Source organism: Pseudomonas sp. UV AK001, assembly GCF_046097675.1.
GTDB lineage: Bacteria > Pseudomonadota > Gammaproteobacteria > Pseudomonadales > Pseudomonadaceae > Aquipseudomonas > Aquipseudomonas kribbensis.
The window spans coordinates 13,873-34,180 of the sequence record NZ_JBJUVZ010000017.1; the positions used below are offsets into that span (position 1 = coordinate 13,873).

The 20,308-nt window shown below is 60.9% G+C and carries 19 protein-coding genes; 7 read left to right on the forward strand and 12 right to left on the reverse strand.

What is annotated here, in order from left to right; translation table 11 throughout:
• Positions 1-224 precede the first annotated feature (224 nt).
• Together ACKLNA_RS28805 and bfr are read left to right on the forward strand one after the other, a co-directional pair.
• Entirely contained in the window at positions 225-1,679 is a 1,455-nt protein-coding gene (locus ACKLNA_RS28805; protein ID WP_085712350.1) for a catalase, read from the forward strand.
• 149 nt (positions 1,680-1,828) lie between these two features.
• Positions 1,829-2,296 (forward strand): bacterioferritin, encoded by a 468-nt coding sequence (gene bfr, locus ACKLNA_RS28810; protein ID WP_065259514.1) that lies wholly within the window; start codon positions 1,829-1,831, stop codon positions 2,294-2,296.
• A 65-nt stretch (positions 2,297-2,361) separates the two neighbouring features.
• Here bfr and uvrA read toward each other — a convergent pair whose 3' ends face one another.
• Positions 2,362-5,196: an excinuclease ABC subunit UvrA gene (gene uvrA / locus ACKLNA_RS28815; RefSeq protein ID WP_085712349.1), complete on the reverse strand. Its 2,835-nt coding sequence runs from the start codon at positions 5,194-5,196 to the stop codon at positions 2,362-2,364.
• Between the two features lie 191 nt (positions 5,197-5,387).
• Between uvrA and ACKLNA_RS28820 the strand changes: the two genes are divergently transcribed.
• Together ACKLNA_RS28820 and ACKLNA_RS28825 are read left to right on the forward strand one after the other, a co-directional pair.
• Positions 5,388-6,785, forward strand: coding sequence for an MFS transporter (locus ACKLNA_RS28820; protein ID WP_408987819.1), 1,398 nt, complete (start codon positions 5,388-5,390; stop codon positions 6,783-6,785).
• 9 nt (positions 6,786-6,794) lie between these two features.
• On the forward strand, positions 6,795-7,313 hold the full coding sequence (locus tag ACKLNA_RS28825; protein WP_007966163.1) for a single-stranded DNA-binding protein: 519 nt from the start codon (positions 6,795-6,797) through the stop codon (positions 7,311-7,313).
• Positions 7,314-7,388: 75 nt separating this feature from the next.
• Here the strand turns inward: ACKLNA_RS28825 and ACKLNA_RS28830 are convergent, their stop codons facing one another.
• The 7 genes from ACKLNA_RS28830 to ACKLNA_RS28860 all read right to left on the reverse strand — a co-directional run bounded on the left by ACKLNA_RS28830 (position 7,389) and on the right by ACKLNA_RS28860 (position 12,545).
• Positions 7,389-8,546 carry a glutathionylspermidine synthase family protein gene (locus ACKLNA_RS28830; RefSeq protein ID WP_408987820.1) on the reverse strand — a complete coding sequence of 386 codons (1,158 nt, stop codon included), beginning with the start codon at positions 8,544-8,546 and terminating at the stop codon, positions 7,389-7,391.
• Complete coding sequence (locus ACKLNA_RS28835; RefSeq protein ID WP_408987821.1) at positions 8,546-9,232, reverse strand: DUF1190 domain-containing protein; 687 nt, start codon at positions 9,230-9,232, stop codon at positions 8,546-8,548. Before ACKLNA_RS28835 ends, ACKLNA_RS28830 begins: the two co-directional genes overlap by 1 nt.
• 17 nt (positions 9,233-9,249) lie before the next feature.
• Positions 9,250-9,675, reverse strand: coding sequence for a DUF350 domain-containing protein (locus ACKLNA_RS28840; protein ID WP_408987822.1), 426 nt, complete (start codon positions 9,673-9,675; stop codon positions 9,250-9,252).
• Positions 9,676-9,688: 13 nt separating this feature from the next.
• Positions 9,689-10,327 (reverse strand): DUF2491 family protein, encoded by a 639-nt coding sequence (locus ACKLNA_RS28845; RefSeq protein WP_408987823.1) that lies wholly within the window; start codon positions 10,325-10,327, stop codon positions 9,689-9,691.
• A gap of 123 nt (positions 10,328-10,450) precedes the next feature.
• On the reverse strand, positions 10,451-11,149 hold the full coding sequence (locus tag ACKLNA_RS28850) for a PspA/IM30 family protein (protein ID WP_085733009.1): 699 nt from the start codon (positions 11,147-11,149) through the stop codon (positions 10,451-10,453).
• A 17-nt stretch (positions 11,150-11,166) separates the two neighbouring features.
• Entirely contained in the window at positions 11,167-11,835 is a 669-nt protein-coding gene (locus ACKLNA_RS28855; RefSeq protein ID WP_408987824.1) for a YjfI family protein, read from the reverse strand.
• 155 nt (positions 11,836-11,990) lie between these two features.
• Positions 11,991-12,545 carry a cysteine hydrolase family protein gene (locus ACKLNA_RS28860; protein ID WP_408987825.1) on the reverse strand — a complete coding sequence of 185 codons (555 nt, stop codon included), beginning with the start codon at positions 12,543-12,545 and terminating at the stop codon, positions 11,991-11,993.
• Positions 12,546-12,646: 101 nt separating this feature from the next.
• Here ACKLNA_RS28860 and ACKLNA_RS28865 point away from each other — a divergent pair, with 101 nt between their 5' ends.
• The 3 genes from ACKLNA_RS28865 to ACKLNA_RS28875 all read left to right on the forward strand — a co-directional run bounded on the left by ACKLNA_RS28865 (position 12,647) and on the right by ACKLNA_RS28875 (position 15,678).
• The gene (locus tag ACKLNA_RS28865) at positions 12,647-13,642 is read left to right on the forward strand and encodes a GlxA family transcriptional regulator (RefSeq protein ID WP_408987826.1); all 996 of its coding nucleotides are present in this window, start codon (positions 12,647-12,649) and stop codon (positions 13,640-13,642) included.
• A gap of 178 nt (positions 13,643-13,820) precedes the next feature.
• A complete protein-coding gene (locus tag ACKLNA_RS28870) occupies positions 13,821-14,930 on the forward strand; it encodes a DUF3182 family protein (protein WP_408987827.1) in 1,110 nt (369 codons plus the stop codon).
• Entirely contained in the window at positions 14,920-15,678 is a 759-nt protein-coding gene (locus tag ACKLNA_RS28875; RefSeq protein ID WP_007955615.1) for a S9 family peptidase, read from the forward strand. Before ACKLNA_RS28870 ends, ACKLNA_RS28875 begins: the two co-directional genes overlap by 11 nt.
• On the opposite strand, the gene ACKLNA_RS28880 is transcribed toward ACKLNA_RS28875, so the two are convergent.
• From ACKLNA_RS28880 to ACKLNA_RS28895, 4 genes are all read right to left on the reverse strand, one after another.
• The gene (locus ACKLNA_RS28880) at positions 15,679-16,668 is read right to left on the reverse strand and encodes a lysylphosphatidylglycerol synthase domain-containing protein (protein ID WP_408987828.1); all 990 of its coding nucleotides are present in this window, start codon (positions 16,666-16,668) and stop codon (positions 15,679-15,681) included.
• Positions 16,665-17,951 (reverse strand): cardiolipin synthase ClsB, encoded by a 1,287-nt coding sequence (gene clsB / locus ACKLNA_RS28885; RefSeq protein ID WP_408987829.1) that lies wholly within the window; start codon positions 17,949-17,951, stop codon positions 16,665-16,667. The genes ACKLNA_RS28880 and clsB overlap by 4 nt, the downstream gene beginning before the upstream one ends.
• Positions 17,948-18,745: an endonuclease/exonuclease/phosphatase family protein gene (locus ACKLNA_RS28890; RefSeq protein ID WP_408987830.1), complete on the reverse strand. Its 798-nt coding sequence runs from the start codon at positions 18,743-18,745 to the stop codon at positions 17,948-17,950. Before ACKLNA_RS28890 ends, clsB begins: the two co-directional genes overlap by 4 nt.
• Before the next feature lie 171 nt (positions 18,746-18,916).
• Complete coding sequence (locus tag ACKLNA_RS28895) at positions 18,917-20,125, reverse strand: MFS transporter (RefSeq protein ID WP_408987831.1); 1,209 nt, start codon at positions 20,123-20,125, stop codon at positions 18,917-18,919.
• Positions 20,126-20,308: the final 183 nt, after the last annotated feature.

Consider the following 20,308-nt stretch of genomic DNA (forward strand, 5'->3'; position numbering starts at 1 on the left):
ACAAAGAACCGGGCCTAGTGCCCGGTTTTTTGTGCCCGTAAGAAATGCGCCGTTCGTACAAGCATCTACCCTGTTTGGGTCTGCACTATGTGCTGGGTTTTATCGTTAGTTATTTTCTATTGATGACCATGAGTTAATGAATTTGTGGCTGTCATATTGATGATCGATACTCCCCAACAAGCCGATTAGCCGGCAGTTCAAGACTGACAGAGGAAGAAGATCGCATGAGCCAGAACAAGACGCTTACGACTGCCAGCGGTGCGCCAGTCGCCGATAACCAGAACTCTCGCTCCGCCGGGCCACGCGGACCGTTGCTGCTCGATGATTTTCATTTGATCGAGAAGCTTGCTCACTTCAACCGCGAAAACATTCCTGAGCGCCGCGTTCACGCCAAAGGTTCGGGTGCCTACGGTACTTTCACCGTCACTCGCGATATCACGCAGTACACCAGCGCCAAGCTGTTCTCTGCTGTGGGTAAGCAGACACCGACTTTCCTGCGATTCTCCACGGTGGGCGGTGAGCGTGGCTCGGCTGACACCGAGCGTGATCCTCGTGGTTTTGCCCTGAAGTTCTACACCGAAGAAGGCAACTGGGACATCGTTGGCAACAACACACCCGTGTTCTTCATTCGTGATCCGCTGAAGTTTCCTGACTTTATCCACACCCAGAAACGCCTGCCGCAGAGCAACCTGAAAAGTGCGCAGATGATGTGGGACTTCTGGTCGCACTCGCCCGAGGCGCTGCATCAGGTCACCATTCTGTTCTCTGATCGCGGTATCCCGGATGGTTACCGTCATATGCACGGCTTCGGTAGCCACACTTACAGCTTGATCAGTGCTCAAGGCGAGCGTCACTGGGTGAAGTGGCACTACAAGACCAAGCAAGGGATCAAGAACCTCGCGCCGGCAGATGCGGCGCGCCTGGCGGGCACTGATCCGGATTACGCGCAGCGTGATCTGTTCGAGGCCATCGAGCGTGGTGACTTCCCGAAATGGAGCGTGTGCATCCAGATCATGACCGAGGCCCAGGCCGCGGCGCATTACGAGAACCCGTTTGACGTGACCAAGACCTGGTCGCAGAAGGAGTTTCCGCTGATCGAAGTCGGTGAACTGGAGTTGAATCGCAATCCGCTGAATTACTTTGCTGAAGTCGAGCAAGCCGCGTTCGGCCCGAGCAACATGGTGCCAGGCGTCGGCCTCTCGCCGGATCGCATGCTGCAAGGCCGCGTGTTCGCTTATGCCGATGCGCATCGCTATCGCGTAGGCACCAATCACCAGCAACTGCCAGTAAACGCTCCGCGCAGTCCGGTAAATACCTACCAGCGTGACGGTTCGATGGCTTTTGGCAGCAACGGTGGCGCGGCCCCGAACTACGAGCCGAACAGCTACGTGGAGTCGCCGAAACAAGCACCGCACTACGCCGAGCCGGCACTGGCCTTGAGCGGCGCGGCTGATCGCTACGATCACCGCGAAGACACCGACTACTACAGCCACGCGGGTGCGCTGTTCCGTTTGATGAGCGACGAGCAGAAAGCCTTGCTGGTCAACAATATTGCCGGAGCGATGGCCGGTGTCTCGAGTGACGTGGTGGACCGCCAGTTGCAGCATTTCTACAAGGCTGACCCGGCGTACGGAGAAGCAATCGCAAAGCTGCTCAACGTACAGCTTAACGAAGTCTAAACGAGAAGCAGAACCGCCCTCATTAGGGCGGTTTTTGCGTTATTTGACCTGCTTTTCTCAGAATATCTTCGCTTTTATTGCGCGAAGTAAGTGACCTTGCGGTCATGTTGGTTCAAACTACAGACTTTCAAGAAGGGAGATGTAGGGCGATGCAAGGCCACCCAGACGTTATCGATTACCTCAACACGTTGCTGACCGGCGAACTGGCCGCGCGTGACCAATATTTCGTTCACTCGCGGATGTATGAGGACTGGGGATTCACCAAGCTCTACGAACGAATCAACCACGAGATGGAAGAAGAAGCCGGTCATGCTGACGCTTTGATGCGCCGGATTCTGATGCTCGAAGGCACGCCGCGCATGCGTCCGGATGACCTGGACGTCGGCACTACGGTGGAGACCATGCTCGAAGCGGATCTGCGCCTCGAGTACAAGGTACGTGCCGCACTGTGCAAAGGCATCGAGCTGTGCGAGAAGCACGGCGACTACGTAAGCCGCGATATCCTCAAGCTTCAGTTGCACGACACTGAAGAAGATCACACCTACTGGCTCGAAAAGCAGTTGGGTCTGATCAAGTTGATCGGTATCCAGAACTACCTGCAATCCCACACGTCCTGATTGCAACCGCTACAAAAAAGCCCCTGTCACTGAGGAAGTGACAGGGGCTTTTTCATGCCCGGTGATCAGGCCCGATCGCGGACCAGCAGTGGCTTGAGGTAATGCCCGGTGTGAGATTGCTTCATCTCGGCCACTTCCTCAGGTGTACCGGTCGCGATGATCTGCCCACCTTTCGAGCCACCCTCGGGGCCGAGATCCACCAGCCAGTCGGCCGTCTTGATCACGTCGAGGTTGTGTTCGATCACGACCACGGTGTTGCCGTGGTCGCGCAGGCGATGCAGTACATCGAGCAGTTGCTGGATATCCGCGAAGTGCAGGCCGGTGGTCGGCTCATCGAGGATGTACAGGGTCTTGCCGGTATCGCGCTTGGACAGCTCGCGGGACAACTTGACCCGCTGCGCCTCACCACCGGACAGCGTGGTCGCCGACTGTCCGAGCTTGATGTACGACAGGCCCACATCCATCAATGTCTGCAGCTTGCGCGCCAGCGCTGGCACCGCGTCGAAGAACTCCCGCGCTTCCTCAATTGTCATCTCGAGGGTTTCGTGGATGCTCTTGCCCTTGTATTTGATTTCCAGGGTTTCGCGGTTGTAGCGCTTGCTCTTGCACACATCGCACGGCACGTAGATATCCGGCAGGAAGTGCATTTCCACCTTGATTAGACCGTCGCCCTGGCAAGCCTCGCAACGACCGCCCTTGACGTTGAACGAGAAGCGCCCCGGACCGTAACCACGGGAGCGGGATTCAGGCACGCCGGCAAACAGCTCGCGGATCGGCGTAAACAGCCCGGTGTAGGTCGCCGGGTTGGAGCGTGGCGTACGACCGATCGGGCTCTGGTCGATATCGACGACCTTGTCCAGATGCTCCAGGCCCTTGATGCTGTCGTGCGCTGCCGCTTCCAGTGTGGTCGCGCCGTTGAGGGCCGTGGCGCTCAACGGAAACAGCGTGTTGTTGATCAGCGTCGATTTGCCCGAGCCGGAAACGCCGGTCACGCAGGTCAGCAGGCCGATCGGGATCTCCAGGTCGACATTGCGCAGGTTGTTGCCCCGCGCGCCCTTGAGCGACAGCACCTGCTTCTTGTTGCGCGGCGTGCGCTTGGCCGGCACTTCGATCTTGACCCGACCCGACAGGTATTTGCCGGTGAGCGAGTCCGGGTGCGCCATGACTTCATCCGGCGTACCTTCGGCGACGATCTGCCCGCCATGAACCCCGGCGCCCGGGCCGATATCCACAACGTAGTCAGCCAGACGGATCGCGTCTTCGTCGTGCTCGACCACGATTACCGTGTTGCCGATGTCACGCAGGTGCTTGAGGGTTCCGAGCAGACGGTCGTTGTCACGCTGGTGCAGACCGATGGACGGCTCATCGAGGATGTACAGAACCCCGACCAGGCCAGCGCCGATCTGGCTGGCCAGACGAATCCGCTGGGCTTCGCCACCAGATAACGTGTCCGCACTGCGATCCAGCGACAGGTAATCCAGCCCCACGTTGACCAGGAACTGCAGACGCTCGCGGATTTCCTTGAGAATCTTGTCGGCAATTTCACCACGGCGGCCGGTCATCTTCAGCTCGCCGAAGTAGTCGCAAGCATCACCGATCGGCAGGTTGGTCACCGCCGGCAGGGTTTTCTCGCCAACCCACACATGTCGCGCTTCACGACGCAGGCGGGTGCCGCGGCAATCCGGGCAGGACTGGGTGCTGAGGAACTTCGCCAGTTCTTCGCGCACGCTGGCCGACTCGGTTTCGCGGTAGCGACGCTCGAGGTTCGGCACGATGCCTTCGAACGGGTGTGAACGCTTGACGATGTCGCCACGGTCGTTGAGGTATTTGAAGTCGACGTTCTGCGAACCGCTGCCATGCAGAATGTATTTCTGCTGATCGGCCGGCAGTTCGTTGAACGGCTGCTCCAGGCTGAAGCCGTAATGCGCGGCCAGTGAACCGAGCATCTGGAAGTAATAGACGTTGCGCCGGTCCCAGCCGCGGATCGCGCCTTCGGCCAGGGTCAGCTCACCGTTGACCAGACGCTTGATGTCGAAAAACTGCTTAACGCCCAGACCGTCACAGGTCGGGCAGGCGCCGGCCGGGTTGTTGAAGGAAAACAGCTTGGGTTCCAGCTCGCTGATCGCATGGCCGCAGATCGGGCAGGCGAAGCGCGCGGAGAAGATCATCTCTTCGCCTGGTTCGTCGTCCATCGGTGCTACGAGGGCGATACCGTCGGCCAGCTTCAGTGCGGTCTCGAAGGATTCGGCCAGACGCTGCTGCAGATCGGCGCGAACCTTGAAGCGGTCGACCACAACTTCAATCGTGTGCTTCTTCTGTTTATCCAGCTTTGGCAGCTCGTCCAGCTCGCAGAGCCGGCCGTTGACCCGGGCGCGGACGAAGCCCTGGGCGCGCAGTTCTTCGAACACCGACAGATGCTCGCCCTTGCGCTCGCGGATCACCGGCGCCAGCAGCATCAGCTTGCTGCCTTCCGGCTGGGCGAGCACCAGGTCAACCATTTGACTGACGGTCTGCGCTTCCAGCGGGATGTCGTGATCCGGGCAGCGTGGCGTACCGACGCGCGCATAGAGCAGACGCAGGTAGTCGTAGATCTCGGTGATGGTGCCGACCGTGGAGCGCGGGTTGTGCGAGGTCGACTTCTGTTCGATGGAGATCGCCGGCGACAGGCCTTCGATGGTGTCGACGTCGGGTTTTTCCATCATCGACAGGAACTGCCGGGCATAGGCCGACAGGGATTCGACATAGCGGCGCTGACCTTCGGCATAGAGCGTGTCGAAGGCCAGGGACGACTTGCCGGATCCGGACAGGCCGGTGATGACGATCAGTTTGTCCCGTGGCAGGGTCAGGTCGATGTTCTTCAGGTTGTGGGTACGGGCCCCACGTATCAGGATCTTGTCCAAAGTGGCCTCGCTCGGCGGGCGTCGAAAACACAGGAGTATACGGCCAAATACTGGATGGATGCACACTATCGAATGAAGGGTTTTCCACCTTGCATGAAGAGAGTTTCATCTATACGCGTCATAGCGTCGCGATATACCCCGTCTTTCGATGGGACTGGTAGAATCGCCGCCGGTTCACACGAGGTTTTTCCATGCACGATCCCCACAGCGAACGCATGAGTGGCAGCGAGACCCGCGCGGCGAGCGGTCTGGCCCTGGTGTTCGCCTTCCGTATGCTTGGCATGTTCATGGTGCTGCCGGTACTGGCCACCTATGGCATGGATCTGGCGGGAGCGACCCCGGCCCTCATCGGGCTGGCGATTGGCGCTTACGGCCTGACCCAGGCGCTTTTCCAGATTCCGTTCGGGATCATTTCCGACCGTATCGGCCGTCGTCCGGTGATTTACCTGGGGCTGATCGTCTTCGCTCTCGGCAGCGTGCTGGCGGCCCAGGCCGACTCGATCTGGGGCGTGATTGCCGGCCGGATCCTGCAGGGCGCCGGGGCGATTTCCGCAGCGGTCATGGCGCTGCTTTCCGACCTGACCCGCGAACAGCACCGCACCAAGGCCATGGCGATGATCGGCATGACCATCGGCCTGTCGTTCGCGGTGGCCATGGTGGTCGGTCCGTTGCTGACTCGCGCATTCGGTCTTTCCGGCCTGTTCCTGGCCACCGGCGGCATGGCGCTGGTGGGGATCGTGATCGTGCTGTTCATGGTGCCGAAATCCACCGGGCCGCTGAGTCATCGCGAGTCCGGCGTGGCGCGTCAGGCGTTGATGCCGACGCTCAAGCACCCGGACTTGCTGCGCCTGGATCTGGGCATTTTTGTGTTACATGCGATGTTGATGTCGAGCTTCGTCGCGCTGCCCCTGGCCCTGGTGGAGAAAGCCGGGCTACCCAAGGAACAGCACTGGTGGGTCTACCTTACAGCCCTGTTGATCTCTTTCTTCGCCATGATCCCGTTCATCATCTACGGCGAGAAGAAACGCAAAATGAAACGAGTTTTGCTCGGCGCCGTCATGACGCTGATGCTCACTGAGCTATTCTTCTGGCAGTTCGGTGACAGCCTGCGGGCTCTGGTGATCGGGACGGTGGTGTTCTTTACTGCGTTCAATCTGCTTGAAGCCTCGCTGCCGTCGCTGATCAGCAAGGTTTCACCGGCAGGTGGCAAGGGCACGGCCATGGGCGTGTACTCCACCAGCCAGTTCCTCGGTTCGGCACTCGGCGGGATTCTCGGCGGCTGGATGTTCCAGCATGGCGGTCTGTCGGTTGTGTTCCTTGGATGTGCCGGGCTGGCTGCCATCTGGCTGGCCTTTGCTGTTACCATGCGCGAACCTCCCTACGTGACGAGCCTGCGCTTGCCGTTGTCGCCCGAGGCGATCCGCGAAGCGGGTCTGGTCGAGCGCCTCAGGGCCCTCGTGGGGGTAACAGATGCAGTGATAGTCGCCGATGAAGCGGCTGTTTACATCAAACTGGATAAAGAATTAGTGGATCGCGACACCCTCGAACGCCTGGTGAACAACCCGGCCGGGGCTGCTTGCGAAGCCTAGGAGAACGTTATGGCCCGTGGGGTTAACAAAGTCATATTGGTCGGCACTTGCGGCCAGGATCCCGAAGTTCGCTACTTGCCTAACGGTAACGCCGTGACCAACCTGAGTCTGGCAACCAGCGAACAGTGGACCGACAAGCAGACCGGTCAGAAGGTCGAGAAGACCGAGTGGCACCGCGTATCGATGTTCGGCAAGGTTGCCGAAATCGCCGGCGAATACCTGCGCAAGGGTTCGCAGGTGTACATCGAAGGCAAGCTGCAGACCCGCGAGTGGGAAAAAGACGGCATCAAGCGTTACACCACCGAAATCGTGGTCGACATGCAAGGCACCATGCAACTGCTGGGCGGCCGTCCACAACAGGGCGACCAACAAGGCGGTGGCAACAACTACCAGCAGCAGGCGCCACGCCAGCAGGCTCCGCGTCCTCAGCAGTCGGCTCCTCAGCAGCGTCCGGCTCCGGCTCCACAGCAGGCCGCACCGCAACCGGCTCCGGATTTCGACAGCTTCGATGACGACATCCCGTTCTGATTCGCTGCTGTACCCGCTTTAAATAAAAAGGCCCGTCGCTGAACACGACGGGCCTTTTTCATGGGCGCAGGTTTTTCAGTCAAGAATCAGATGCGGCAAGAACCGGCTCGAGTCCTTGGTGATCAGACTGTTGTCCTCCCGCACGCCAATCCCCGCGGCCTGATCGCCTATGACCCATGAACCGATCAGCGTGTAGCTGTCATCGAATTTCGGCAGAGGTGCGAATTCCTGCAGGATGAAGGGCGCATCCGTGTAGGGACCATCCTCTTTGACGATCAGACCGTCAGCAGTTTGCAGCTCGATGTTGGCGCCTTCCCGGGAAAAATACGGTTTGCGCACCCAGCCTCTGGGCACTGCGCTGGCCGGATTCGGATCGAGATGAGCGGCCAGCAGATTCGGATGGCCCTTGTGCAATTCCCAGAGCAGGGGCAGGGCGCCTTTATTGGAGAGAATGGCTTTCCACGCCGGTTCGAAAAACTGCGTATCGCAATCGGCAATGGCCGCACCGAACGGTTCGTGGAAGATGAACTCCCAGGCATGCAGCTTGAACAGATGCGGGATCCAGCGATCTTCAAGGTCGACGAAACGTCCTTCGGTTGTCAGGCCGATGTCTTCGATATCGATGTGCCGGGATTCGATGCCGACCTTTTCCGCGATCAGTCGCAGGTAGTCCGTGGTGCCTTTGTCCTCGACCGAGCCTTTCATCGAGGCGAAGTAGAACGGGCGCTTGAGCTTCAGCGCAGCAAAGGCCTCATGCAGGCCGGTGTCGATGCTGTTGAACTGGTCGGCATGGCGCGGCAGCATCCCGCGCTCGATGCATTGCTCCAGCCAGCCCCACTGGAAGGCCGAGGCTTCATAAAGACTGGTGGGCGTGTCGTAATTGAGCTCCAGCAGTTTCGCCGGGCCGTTACCGCTGTAGGAGAAGTCCATGCGTCCGTACAGATGTGGATGACCTTCCAGCCAGGACGTTCGGATCATGTCGTAGTACGGCGCAGGAATGCTCAGGCGATCGAGCAGTTCCTCACTGCGCACGACCCGGTCCACCAGATCCATGCACATCTCATGCAGTTCGGTGGTCGGATCCTCGAGATCGCTTTCTATCTGAGCGAGCGTGAACTGGTAGTACGCGCGTTCGTCCCAGTAGGGCTCGTCGTCGATGGTGTGAAACAGAAAACCGAGGCTTTCGGCCGTCTGTTTCCAGTCGTGGCGCTCGGCGCAATGGATCTTCTTCATCAGCTGCTCGAACTGCCCCAGCCGCCCCAACCGCTGCGTGCGCTGGACTGGCTGCCGAAACCGCCACGGGAAGTGGAAGACGCCACGTTGACCGATTTACTACGGGAGCTGGTGTAGTCCGAGTTGCTGCGAGTGGTCGGAGCCGATTCGATACGCCGGTTCAGCGTCGAAGTGTCGTACGTCTGGCGCGTATCGCGATCGCGATACACCGTCCGCGAGTTGTTGCTCATGGCATTGCCGATCAGCCATCCGGTCAGCCAGCCGTTGCTCGATCCGCCACCGCTGGAGACGTGGGTCGTGTTCTGGGTGGTCTGCACTGGCTCGGCATTGCCTTCCGGCATCTGCGCATTGGCAATCGCATCAAGGTTCTGTGCCGGCTCGGTATTTTGCGGCACCTTGAAACCACCGAGCTTCGGCACAAAGCGGCCGTCGGAATTCTTCTGACACCAGCCGGCGGCAAAGTCCGCGTCGCACTTGGTTTTGTCGTCATAGGCCGGGGCGATGCGCCGGTGTTCGGCCAGGGCCGCGACGTAGGCATTCGAGCAGGCATCGGCTGCCACTTCGGCGTCGACACACTGTTCCACGCTCTGGAAGGTGCGCTGTTGTTCCTGCGCGCTCGCTTCACCGGAAATCGCCAGGGCCACCGAAGCGGCGAGGGACAGTTGAACGTACTTGCTTCGTTTCATCTCGGGCTTCCTGCCGATCAGTAGGACGGGGTCATGCACGCGGCGTTGAGCATGCCGACGCTGATCGCCACCGCTGCCACGTAGATGCCGGCGGCAACTTCACCGTTGGCGATGCGCTGGGACGTGCCTTTGAGCACCAGTCCGGTGGCCAGGAATGCCAGCAGTTGCACCGCAGCGGCGATCACGGCCCAGAGGACGAAATCGAGGACGTTGATCGAGTGGGCGATGATGTTGCTCGCCGGGATCGCGAAACCGATGATCGCGCCCGACAAGGCAATGGCGGCAGCGTTGTTGCCCGAGCGAATCAGCTCGAATTCCTTGTGCGGCGTAATACGCGTGTAGACGAACTGAAACAGCATGAACAGCAGCACGGCGCCGATCAGATAGGCGGCGAAACCGACCAGCGCGGTCTTGTTCAGGGAAACGGACAGCACTTCCAGCATGGGGAACTTCCTTTTAAATGGTGCTCAGATCGGTGGTGTACAGCGAGATGCCCAGCGATGTGCTCAGGCTGACGGTGCCTTCTTCGTCCTGTTCGACGGAGAACAGCAGCAGTTCGCGACGGTCGGTCAGGCCGGTTTCCCGGGCGTACAGCATCGAATGGTGTTCGATGGTGTAGGACTCGTCGGGATTGACCACTTGCTCGGTGAGCGGGACCAGTTCGGTCTGGCCGCGTTCGGTACCCCATTCCCGGGTGAAGGACACGCCGTCATGGGTGTAGGCCGGCAGGCCGATCAGGCTGTTCGGGCCCGCCAGGCGCTGCAGTTCAGCGTCACTGTTGACCGTGACATAGCTGACGTAATTGAACAGCGTCACCGATTCGATCTGATCGTCGCCGGTGACGTGGACCTGCAGCCAGAAATCTTCGTTGTCCAGGTAGTAGCGATACAGCTTGTTCGACTGGCCGAGGTCGATCCAGCCGGCACTCCAGATGGCCTGGGCATCGGGGACCCGCACCGAGGTGCTGCCGTCGAGCAACAGGGCGAGGGTCGTATCGAAACGGATCGCCTTGCCCTGCGCCAGGCCCAACGGGCCGCTGGCCGCCTCGCGTGCAGGTGTCGAGCCGGTGCCGAGCAGGTTCTTTAACCATCCCATGGGTACATTCCTTGAAGCGGGTGGAGGTGTTCGTTGGCAAAACGCCGCTAGTGTACCGGCCTCGTGACAAACGAGCAGGCAAAAAAGAAGGGCACCCGGTGCCCTTCCTTTCTCTGGCTGCCCTTACTGGGCCGACTTCTGCTTCAGGCGCTCGAGGATTGCGTTGGCGCTGCCCTCGTTCGGCGTGATGCCGGCCTCGCGCAGCTTGCGCTCCAGATCGTTGCCGGTGGTGGCATCGGCCAGTTCGTCCTGAGCGTTCAGCTCGGCGGCGCGCTGCTTTTGCTTCTCTTGCAGACGGTTCAGGGTGCCGACTGCGGTTTCCAGCTTGCCGTTGGCGCCGCCGCTGGCGATGGATGCGCTGACCTGGGCTTTCTGCACGCTTTCACGGGCCTTGGCCATGTCCACTTGCTGACGCAGGCTCTTGATCCGCGCTTCGGCCTTGTTGATGTCCTTGCGCATGTTTTCGGCGTAGGTGCCGAACTCGTCGCTCTGGGCCTTCTCGGTGGTCAGGTCGTTGGTCAGGGTCGAAATCGCTTCGGCCACTTCCATCGCCAGATCTTCACGGCCGGCGTTCAGGGCGGAGACAGCCTTGGCTTCCAGGTCCTTGATCTTGGCGTCGTACTCGCTCACGCGGTCGGCGGACAGCTTGTGCTTGGCCATGATGGTGACCAGTTCGCGACGGGCATTGGACAGGGCGCTGTCGGCGTCACGGATTTCCTGATCGAGGATGCGCAGGGCCTGTTGGTCGACGATCGCTTCGCCGACTTCATTGGCGCCGCCGCGCAGTGCGGTGAACAACTTGCTCCAGATGGACTGAGTCATTGGATTTTCCCTGTTGATTACTTGAAGAAGTGTTCGAAGGCTTCGCTGGCGCGCTGCACGTTGTCGACCAGGGTTTTAACCTCGGTGACCACGTTGGTCAGGCTCGAATCCGCACTCAGCGCGCCGAACATGTTGTAAACGGTCTGGCCGTTCGGCATGGTCTCGATGCCGATCGACGACAGCGGGAACATTTCCCGGCTGCGCAGCACCGCGTCGTTGAAGGTGCGCACGTCGGTAATCGAATCGATGTCCACCAGCACGGTATCGACGATGATCTGCTGACCCGCGATGGCGATGTGAATCGGCAGGCCGCCGAATTCGTTCATTTCCAGCTTGAGGCTGGGCTCGGCGCTCTGGATCAGGGACAGCGTGATTTCGTGCGAAGCCACCTCGTCCAGTGCCTTGAAGGCGTTGTAGAGGCTATCGATGTTCCAGTTGTTGCCTGCGCTCATGTAATTCTCCGACATGAATGAGCCAGCCAGAATCGGTTGGCGTAGCTGTTGCTCCATTTGCTTGAGCAAGCTTCGGTTTTCGGGAAGCACCCAAGTTTCGTGTTTCACATAACCGGCGGCTGCCAGGCCCGCGCGCATCTGCTTCATATAGAAGCTCGACGGTTTTTTCGCGGACGGTGTCGAGCGCACTCCCTTCGGGCTCTCCGATTTTGTTGCAGGGGAGTTGCTTTTCATGGCGATGACTCCGTTATGAACATCTCACGCGTGAGCCACACTACAACCAATTCAAAGTGCCATCAATGGCTCACGCGTGAGATTTTTTTCAACACACGAAAAAAGGCCCGCAACAGGACGGGCCGGTCTTTCTTGCGGACGTTCGTGTAGGAGGATCAGCGGGTGGCCGCGAGGAACTCGTCTGCCGAGACCACACTGGCGTAGGCAAAACCCAGCGAAGACATGAACGCCGCATGTACCTGGGCGGCCGGCACGGTCAGGCCATTGAATTCCAGGTCGCGGGTGGCGCAGGCATCGTGGATCACCGTGACGGTATAGCCCAGATCCGCCGCAGCCCGGACAACGCCGTCGATGCACATGTGGCTCATGCTGCCGACCACCACCAGTGCGTTGATGTCTTGTTCATCGAGGATCGATTGCAGTTCGGTTTCGCGGAACGCGTTGACGAAATGCTTGAGCACCACCGGTTCATCGGCGCGGTTGAGTACCTTGGGGTGCAGCTTTGCGCCCTCGGAGCCCGGGGTGAAAAACGGCGCATCCGCCGAGGTGAATTCGTGACGGATATGGATCACCGGATCACCCGCTTCACGGAACGCGGCGATCAGTCGGGCGGCGTTGTCGGCGGCGGCGTCGACGCCAGCCAGCGGCCACTTGCCTTGGGGGAAGTAGTCGTTCTGGATATCGACTACGATGAGCGCTTGCCTGGCCATGGGTGTTTCCTCGAAGTGTTTGTTGGGAGTGGAATCAGTATCGGCGCCCGCTACGTCTACGAGGATTGGCCGCACCGACAATAGACAGGGGAAAACTGACAATGGGCGTTGAAAGGGCCGTTGCCGAGCTGGGCGTGCTGATTTATCCCGGCGCGCAACTGGCGGCGGTGCATGGTTTGACCGACCTGTTCGGCGTGGCCGACCGGATCGCCGTCGAGCATCAGGCCGCGCAATTGCCGCGACTGCGGGTGAGTCACTGGCAGGTCGAGAACGAGCAGGCACCGGTCAGGGTTTACGACAGTCATCCGGCTGCCGAAACGGGCTTGCTGGCGGTGCTGATTCCGCCGTCGATCGCCGGGTTCAGCGCAGAACAGGCATCGCCGGGATTACTGCAATGGCTGCGCGACCAGCATGGCCGTGGCGCAACGCTGGGCGGCGTCTGCGTGGGCTCGTGGTTGCTGGCCGAAAGCGGCCTGCTCAACGGTCGCAGCGCCACCACTCACTGGACCTCGGCCAAGGCGTTTGCCGAGCGTTATCCGCAGATCAGGCTCAAGGCTGACACACCGATTGTCGATGACGGCGACCTGATCACCACGGCCGGTCTGATGGCCTGGTCGGAACTGGGGTTGCGGCTGGTCGATCGCCTGCTCGGGCCGAGCATCGCCAGCGCCACCGCACGGTTCTTGGTCATGGAACACAGCGACAGCGCCAGTGCCTGCGGCAGCAATTTCGCGCCGATTCTCGGCCATGGCGATGCGTCGATTCTCAAGGTCCAGCACTGGCTGCAAAGCACCGGAGCGACTGACGTTTCGCTGGCTGCGATGGCTGAGCGTTCGGGTCTGGAAGAGCGCACGTTCCTGCGTCGATTCCGGGCGGCTACCGGTCTGAAACCCACCGAATACTGTCAGCACCTGCGGGTCGGCAAGGCTCGGGAAATGCTCGAGTTCACCAACGGCACCATCGATCACATTGCGTGGACGGTGGGGTATCAGGATCCGGGAGCCTTTCGCGCCATCTTCAAGAAAATCACCGGGCTGGCGCCGAGTGACTATCGCAATCGGTTCGGCGTGACCCCACCGACCGCGCTGGCGAGATAAGCCCTCGCTGTCGTGCAAAATGCCCCGGCCGTGGCGGCCATCGTGCAGATTGAAACGGGCGCAACGCCAGTACGAAAAGGCTAATTGACTGATCCGCAAAGGTTTTCGTGTTGCCGTCGTTTGGCCTGATCTCTGCACTCTCTGACCTACATTCACCGAGCCGCTGGAAGGGGGACGCATGACCCCGACACCCCGCAACAGAATGGTGGTCGCCCATTCCGTACGCCCCGACGCGCCGCAACACGAAGTGCAGACCAACAAGGCGCTGGCCCGCTGGCTGGCGCAGATTCTCGGACTGAAATTCGGCGGCAGCTACGACGCGCAAAAGCATCGCGGTCGCGACCTGTATCTGCTGCCGACCCAAACCATCGTCGGCGCTGCAAAGGCCCATGAGCTGGGCATCAAGGGGCCAGAGGATCTGTGGGGCGGTTTCGTCGAGCACGATTTCATCTGCACCAAAGCCATCAGCCATGGTTTGCGCAGCCATCAGGCTCACGCGCCGCAAGGCTGGTCGCCGCTGTTCTCCGAACGCACGCGCAATGTCGTGCTCGACGGGTTCAGTGTGTTTGCTTTGGAAGATGCGCGACCTGCCGCCGAGCACCTGTTGTACAGCGGGCCGATTCGTCTCAAACCGATTCATGCGTGCGCCGGTCGCGGTCAGGAAGTGATCAAGAGCCTCGACGCTTTCGACGAAATTCTCGCGCGTTCCGATATTTCCAGACAGTTCAACGAAGGCGTGGTGCTGGAGCAGGACTTGAGCCAAGTGGTTACCCACAGCGTCGGCCAGTCGTTCATCGGCGACCGGGTGCTCAGTTACTGCGGTGATCAATACTTGACCGAGGATGCCCACGGCGAAGAGGTCTATGGCGGCTCGAATCTGCTGGTGGTGCAGGGCGGTTATGCAGACTTGCTGAAACTGAATTTGCCGGACGATGTGCGATTGGCTATCGAACAGGCGCAGGTGTTCGACCGGGCGGCGGATGAAGCCTATCCACGGTTCTACGCTTCGCGCCGCAACTATGACATCGCCCAGGGCCTGGACAGCGAAGGCCAGCAGCGCAGCGGAGTGCTCGAACAATCCTGGCGCATGGGCGGCGCCAGCAGCGCGGAAGTGGCGGCGTTGCAGAGTTTCGTCAACGACCCGTCGATGTGCGCGATCCGCGTGTCTTCGGTGGAAACCTACATCGACCAGGCCCTGCCGGCGGATGCCATCGAGGTCTATCGCGGCCCGGCCGAGAACAGCGACTTTCTCCTCAAATACGTAACGGTCCAATCCTATGACGGCTAGAAGCGAAAGCATTCAGATCGACATTGATGACGAACAGATGAGCGGGACTTTCCTCAGTCCCAAATCGAAAGTCCCCGGCGTGTTGTTTGTGCACGGCTGGGGCGGCAGCCAGGAGCGGGATCTGGAACGGGCCAAAGGCATCGCCGGTCTTGGCTGTGTATGCCTGACGTTTGACCTGCGCGGGCACACCGGCGGCACGGGTATTCCGCTGAGCCGGGTGACCCGTGAAGACAACCTGCGCGACCTGCTGGCGGCCTATGACCGGCTGCTCGCCCACCCGGCGCTGGACACTTCGGCCATCGCGGTGGTCGGCACCAGCTACGGCGGTTATCTGGCTTCGATCCTCACCTCATTGCGCCCGGTGCGCTGGCTGGCGCTGCGGGTGCCGGCGCTGTATCGCGACGAACAATGGCACACGCCCAAGCGCGATCTGGACAAGGCCGACCTGCGCGATTATCGCGGCACACTGGTGCGCGCCGACAGCAACCGCGCCTTGCACGCCTGCTCGCAATTCACCGGCGACGTGCTGCTGGTGCAATCGGAAACCGACGACTACGTGCCCCACGCGACGATCATGAGTTACCGCGCCGCGTGCCAACAGACTCACTCGCTGACCCACCGGATCATCGACGGTGCCGACCATGCCCTGAGCGATCCAACCTCGCAGCAGGCCTACACTTCGATCCTGGTCGACTGGATCACCGAGATGGTGGTGGGCGAACGCTTGAGCATCATTCAGTCGCGCTGATCAGGGCTTGGGCTTTTTCTCGATCCGCAGCGCCTTGGACTTGGCTTCCACCACCAGGTACATCACCACGGTGATCAGCAGCGGCAACAGGAAATAGATCGCCCGATAGGCCAGCAGCCCCGCCACCAGACTGCCCCGGGAAGCCTCGTGTTGCAGTAGCGCCACGAACACCGCTTCAAGCACGCCGAGTCCGGCGGGAATGTGGGTGATGACCCCGGCAATCGCGCTGATCAGCAGCACGCCGAGCACCAGCGGATAGTCGAGCTTGCTCGGCAGCAAGGTGAAAATCACCGCCGCCATCAATGACCAGTTGAGCGCGCCGAGCAGCAGTTGCAGGACCGCCATGCGCAGCGACGGCAGGTTGATTTCCACCCCGCGAATCGACCACTCGCGCCGCCGGGAAAACTGGCAGGCGACCAGATAACCGAGGCTGATCAACAGCAGCAACACGCCAATCCCCTGCAACGCATCGCTGCTGACTTTCCAGCCCGGCGGCATGCTGACCAGCCCACTGCTGAACACGACGCCGGCGATGGTCATGTAGCCGAACCAGTTGGTGGCCAGGCTCAGGCCGAGGATCTTGGCGATGTTGCTTTTGCTCACTCCGAGCCGCGAATACAGCCGATAGCGCATGGCGATCCCGCCGACCCACGCGCTCAGATTGAGGTTGAACGCGTAGCTGATGATGCCCACCGGCAGGATCTGTTTCCACGTCAGGTCCTGACGGATGTAAGTGCGGCCGATCAGGTCGAAACTGGCGTACACCAGAAAGCTCAACAGCGTCAGGCTGGAGGCGATGATCAGCGTGCGCACCTTGAAGTCGGCGAGGGTTTGCAGCACCTCGGTCCATTCGATGCGGCGGGCGAACATTGTCAGTAGGACGATCAGCGCCAGGAAGAACAGCAACGTCAGCGGGCGCTTCCAGCGGCTCCAGCGAGACGTCACAACTGGCGGCGAATGCGTTGCGGACTGAGCATCGGAACGACTCATGACGGATCGCTCCCGCTCTTGCCGATGAAGGGTTTCAAACGGGGTTTATGCGCGGGCAGCCAACCGGCCATCGCTGGAAAGTGGCGCAAAAAGTGAAACACCAGAAAGCCCACGGTCATGTGCCAGAGGCGCCCGCGCGGCGACTTGCTGGCGTCCATCGCTTTGCAGTGGTTGTTGCTCAGATCTTCGAGACGTTCAAACAGATGAGCATTGAAGGCCCGGTCGCGGATCAGCACGTTGGCCTCCAGATTCAGCGACAGGCTCAGAGGATCGAGATTGCTCGACCCGACGGTGCTCCATTCCTCATCCACCAGCGCGACCTTGCCGTGCAGCGGCCGCTGGCAATATTCGTGGATCTGCACCCCGGCCTTGAGCAGGTAGTCATAGGTCATGCGCGCCGCGAGCTTGGCCACCAGCATGTCCGGCTGGCCCTGCAGGATCAGCCGCACATCGACGCCGCGCCGGGCCGCGTTGCGCATCTCGCGCAACAAGCGATAACCGGGGAAGAAATAGGCGTTGGCGATCACCACCCGGCGTTTCGCGCGACGCAGCACCTGCAAGTAAACGTCTTCGATATCGGTGTGGTGCCGGTCGTTATCGCGGAATACCAATCGCACCTGACCGTCGTGCTCGGTGAACGCCATCTCCGCCCGACGCTGGCGCCGGCGTTGCCACCAGAAGCGCGCGCGCCCCGGGCGACCGCTTTGCAGCAGGGCGAAATGATGGATGTCGGCTACCGCCGGGCCCTGAACTTCCACGGCGTAATCCTGCTTCGCCTCCGGGCCGAAATCCGCCAGGTGATCGCCGGAAAAATTGATCCCACCGATGAACGCAGTCAGCCCGTCGACCACCACGATCTTGCGGTGCAGGCGGCGGAACCAGTTGGTGCGAAACCCCAGGCGTTTCGGTGCCGGGTCGAAAATTTGCAGGTGCACACCGGCCTCGCTCAACGCGGTGAGATATCCGGTGCTCAGTTCACCGCAGCCGAAGCCGTCGAGGCTGACGGTAGTGCGTACGCCACGCCGGGCGGCATCGATCAGGATCTGCTGCAACTCGTTGCCGACCTTGTCTTCGAAAACAATGAAGGTCTCCAGCAGGATTTCACTCTTCGCCGCACGCATGGCCTCGAAGACGCGCGGGAAATACTCCTCGCCGTTTTCCAGCAGTTCGACGCGGTTGCTGCCCTGCCAGCCATAGTCGACATCGACGTGGCCGGGCTCGCGAACTGGCGGGGTAATGGTGATCGGTTCCACAGCGGATTTTTCCAGCGGCGCGCTGCTCATAGTTCGATCTCCACGGACAGCGGCACGTGATCGGAAAGGTGTGACCAGGGCCGGTTGGCGAGCACCCTCGGCTGGCTGGCCTTGAGGTTGCGCACGTAGATCCGGTCCAGCCGCAACGCCGGCCAGCGCGCCGGAAAACTGCGCGCCGGTTTGCCCGCATGTTCGGCAAACACTTCGCGCAGACCGCAGGGTTCCAGTAGCGCATCGGCACGCTGGCGCCAGTCGTTGAAGTCGCCGGCAACGATCACCGGCACATCGTCGGGCAGCTCTGCAAGGCGTTTTCGCAGCAGTTTCAGCTGTGCGTTGCGATGGCTTTCACGCAGGCCCAGATGCACGCAGATCGCGTGCAGTTCGCGATCGTCTCCCGGCAGGCGCAGGACACAATGCAGCAGCCCACGGTTTTCGTGGCCACTGATGGAAACATCGAGGTTGTCGTGGCGCACGATCTGGAATTTCGACAGCAGCGCGTTGCCGTGATCGCCCTCCGGGTACACCGCATTGCGCCCGTAGGCGAACTGCGGCCACAGGCTGTCGGCGAGGAACTCGTACTGCGGCATGGTCGGCCAGTTGTTGTAGCGCTTGGGATGGTGTTCGTGGGTGCCGTGCACTTCCTGCAGAAACACCACGTCGGCGGACACACTGCGCACCGCTTCGCGCAGTTCGGGGAGGATGAAGCGGCGGTTCAGCGCGGTGAACCCCTTGTGGGTGTTGACCGTCAGCACCGTGAAGCGGCGCACCGTCGTGATGACGGTGGCCTGTTCATCGGTGACGCCGACCGGCTCCGGAATGCTCATGACGGCATGCCTGCCGAGGTATGGCGCTTGCTGCGCCCAGGTGGGCCATCGATGTGAATCGCTGTCATGCCGTTCTCCCGTCGAAAGTCCTCGTACCGCCTCTGTCTGCTGGTGACTGCGGGCGGTTCGAGAAAGTTTCGGCGGGACTACGGACGGTCGATGTTCGCCGGATCAGTGGCCGGCGACGATGCGGGAGCCTTCAGCAGGTTCGGCATACACCGGGCCCAGTCGGTCGAGGCGACCGCTCAAGGCTGTCAGTGCCAGCGCCACCAGCACTACCAGCCCGCCAATCCATGCGGTATGGATCAGGCCGATGTGCTCGACAATCAACCCGCCACCCCAGGCGCCGCCGGCAATCCCCAGGTTGAACGCTGCAATGTTCAGCCCCGACGCCACATCCACCGCTTGCGGCGTGTGATGTTCAGCCTGACGCACCACATACACCTGCAGGCCCGGCACGTTGCCGAAGGCGACGGCACCCCAGACCAGCACGGTGGCCAGCGCCAGCCACGGATTAGCGGCGGTGAAGGTGAGCACGAACAGTACGGCGGCGAGCAGGGCGAAGATGATTTTCAGGGCGCTGATCGGTCCGCGCTTGTCCGCCAGTCTGCCGCCCCAGATGTTGCCGACGGCCACTGACACGCCGTACACCAGCAGCACCAGGCTGACCGTGCCGGCACTGAAGCCCGAGATGTCCTGAAGAATCGGCGCCAAATAGGTGAAGGCGATGAACGAGCCGCCGTAACCGATGGCGGTCATGGCGTAGACCAGCAGCAGGCGCGGTTGCTTGAGTACTTGCAGCTGTTGCAGCAGCGAGGCCGGTTTGCTGTGGGCAATGTTTTTCGGCACGTAGAGCAAGCTGCCGATGAACGCGATGACACCCAGCGCCGACACCGCGAGGAAGGTTTCACGCCAGCCGAAATGCTGACCGATGAAGGTGCCCAGCGGTACGCCGGTGACCAGCGCCACGGTCAGGCCGGTGAACATGATCGCAATCGCACTGGCGGCTTTTTCCTTGGGCACCAGGCTGGTGGCGATGGTCGAGCCGATGGAGAAGAACACGCCGTGGGCCAGACCGGTGACGATCCGCGCCAGCACCAGCGATTCATAACTCGGCGCCAGCCAGGCCAGCAGGTTGCCGAGGGTGAACAGCACCATCAGCGACAGCAGCAACAGTTTGCGCGGGACTTTGCCGGTGAGGGCGGTCAGCACTGGCGCACCGATGGCCACGCCGAGGGCGTAGAGACTGACCAGCAGCCCGGCGGACGGCAGGCTGACGCCGAGATCGGCGCCGATGGTGGGAAGCAGGCCAACGATGACGAACTCGGTCGTCCCGATGGCAAATGCGCTGAGGGTCAGCGCGAGCAAGGCAATGGGCATGACGGCACTCCGGTAAGGGGATTGAATGGAGCGCAGTGTCGGGGTTTGGTGGGGGACGAAAAATACAGGGATGGGCATTTGATATTTGACCTGAGAGCAAAGATCAAAAGCCACCGTCAACGCGCTCTTGAACTTTGCCGAGCAAAAAACGCTCAGTTCCTTACAGGTTCAACCAAGGGAGCT

What these genes read in the sequence shown, in the direction of transcription:
- ACKLNA_RS28805 (WP_085712350.1), top strand. Translation starts at nt 225, where the DNA reads ATGAGCCAGAACAAGACGCTTACGACTGCCAGCGGTGCGCCAGTCGCC.
- bfr (WP_065259514.1), top strand. Translation starts at nt 1,829, where the DNA reads ATGCAAGGCCACCCAGACGTTATCGATTACCTCAACACGTTGCTGACC.
- ACKLNA_RS28820 (WP_408987819.1), top strand. Translation starts at nt 5,388, where the DNA reads ATGCACGATCCCCACAGCGAACGCATGAGTGGCAGCGAGACCCGCGCG.
- ACKLNA_RS28825 (WP_007966163.1), top strand. Translation starts at nt 6,795, where the DNA reads ATGGCCCGTGGGGTTAACAAAGTCATATTGGTCGGCACTTGCGGCCAG.
- ACKLNA_RS28830 (WP_408987820.1), bottom strand. Translation starts at nt 8,546, where the DNA reads ATGAAGAAGATCCATTGCGCCGAGCGCCACGACTGGAAACAGACGGCC.
- ACKLNA_RS28835 (WP_408987821.1), bottom strand. Translation starts at nt 9,232, where the DNA reads ATGAAACGAAGCAAGTACGTTCAACTGTCCCTCGCCGCTTCGGTGGCC.
- ACKLNA_RS28840 (WP_408987822.1), bottom strand. Translation starts at nt 9,675, where the DNA reads ATGCTGGAAGTGCTGTCCGTTTCCCTGAACAAGACCGCGCTGGTCGGT.
- ACKLNA_RS28845 (WP_408987823.1), bottom strand. Translation starts at nt 10,327, where the DNA reads ATGGGATGGTTAAAGAACCTGCTCGGCACCGGCTCGACACCTGCACGC.
- ACKLNA_RS28850 (WP_085733009.1), bottom strand. Translation starts at nt 11,149, where the DNA reads ATGACTCAGTCCATCTGGAGCAAGTTGTTCACCGCACTGCGCGGCGGC.
- ACKLNA_RS28855 (WP_408987824.1), bottom strand. Translation starts at nt 11,835, where the DNA reads ATGAAAAGCAACTCCCCTGCAACAAAATCGGAGAGCCCGAAGGGAGTG.
- ACKLNA_RS28860 (WP_408987825.1), bottom strand. Translation starts at nt 12,545, where the DNA reads ATGGCCAGGCAAGCGCTCATCGTAGTCGATATCCAGAACGACTACTTC.
- ACKLNA_RS28865 (WP_408987826.1), top strand. Translation starts at nt 12,647, where the DNA reads ATGGGCGTTGAAAGGGCCGTTGCCGAGCTGGGCGTGCTGATTTATCCC.
- ACKLNA_RS28870 (WP_408987827.1), top strand. Translation starts at nt 13,821, where the DNA reads ATGACCCCGACACCCCGCAACAGAATGGTGGTCGCCCATTCCGTACGC.
- ACKLNA_RS28875 (WP_007955615.1), top strand. Translation starts at nt 14,920, where the DNA reads ATGACGGCTAGAAGCGAAAGCATTCAGATCGACATTGATGACGAACAG.
- ACKLNA_RS28880 (WP_408987828.1), bottom strand. Translation starts at nt 16,668, where the DNA reads ATGAGTCGTTCCGATGCTCAGTCCGCAACGCATTCGCCGCCAGTTGTG.
- clsB (WP_408987829.1), bottom strand. Translation starts at nt 17,951, where the DNA reads ATGAGCAGCGCGCCGCTGGAAAAATCCGCTGTGGAACCGATCACCATT.
- ACKLNA_RS28890 (WP_408987830.1), bottom strand. Translation starts at nt 18,745, where the DNA reads ATGAGCATTCCGGAGCCGGTCGGCGTCACCGATGAACAGGCCACCGTC.
- ACKLNA_RS28895 (WP_408987831.1), bottom strand. Translation starts at nt 20,125, where the DNA reads ATGCCCATTGCCTTGCTCGCGCTGACCCTCAGCGCATTTGCCATCGGG.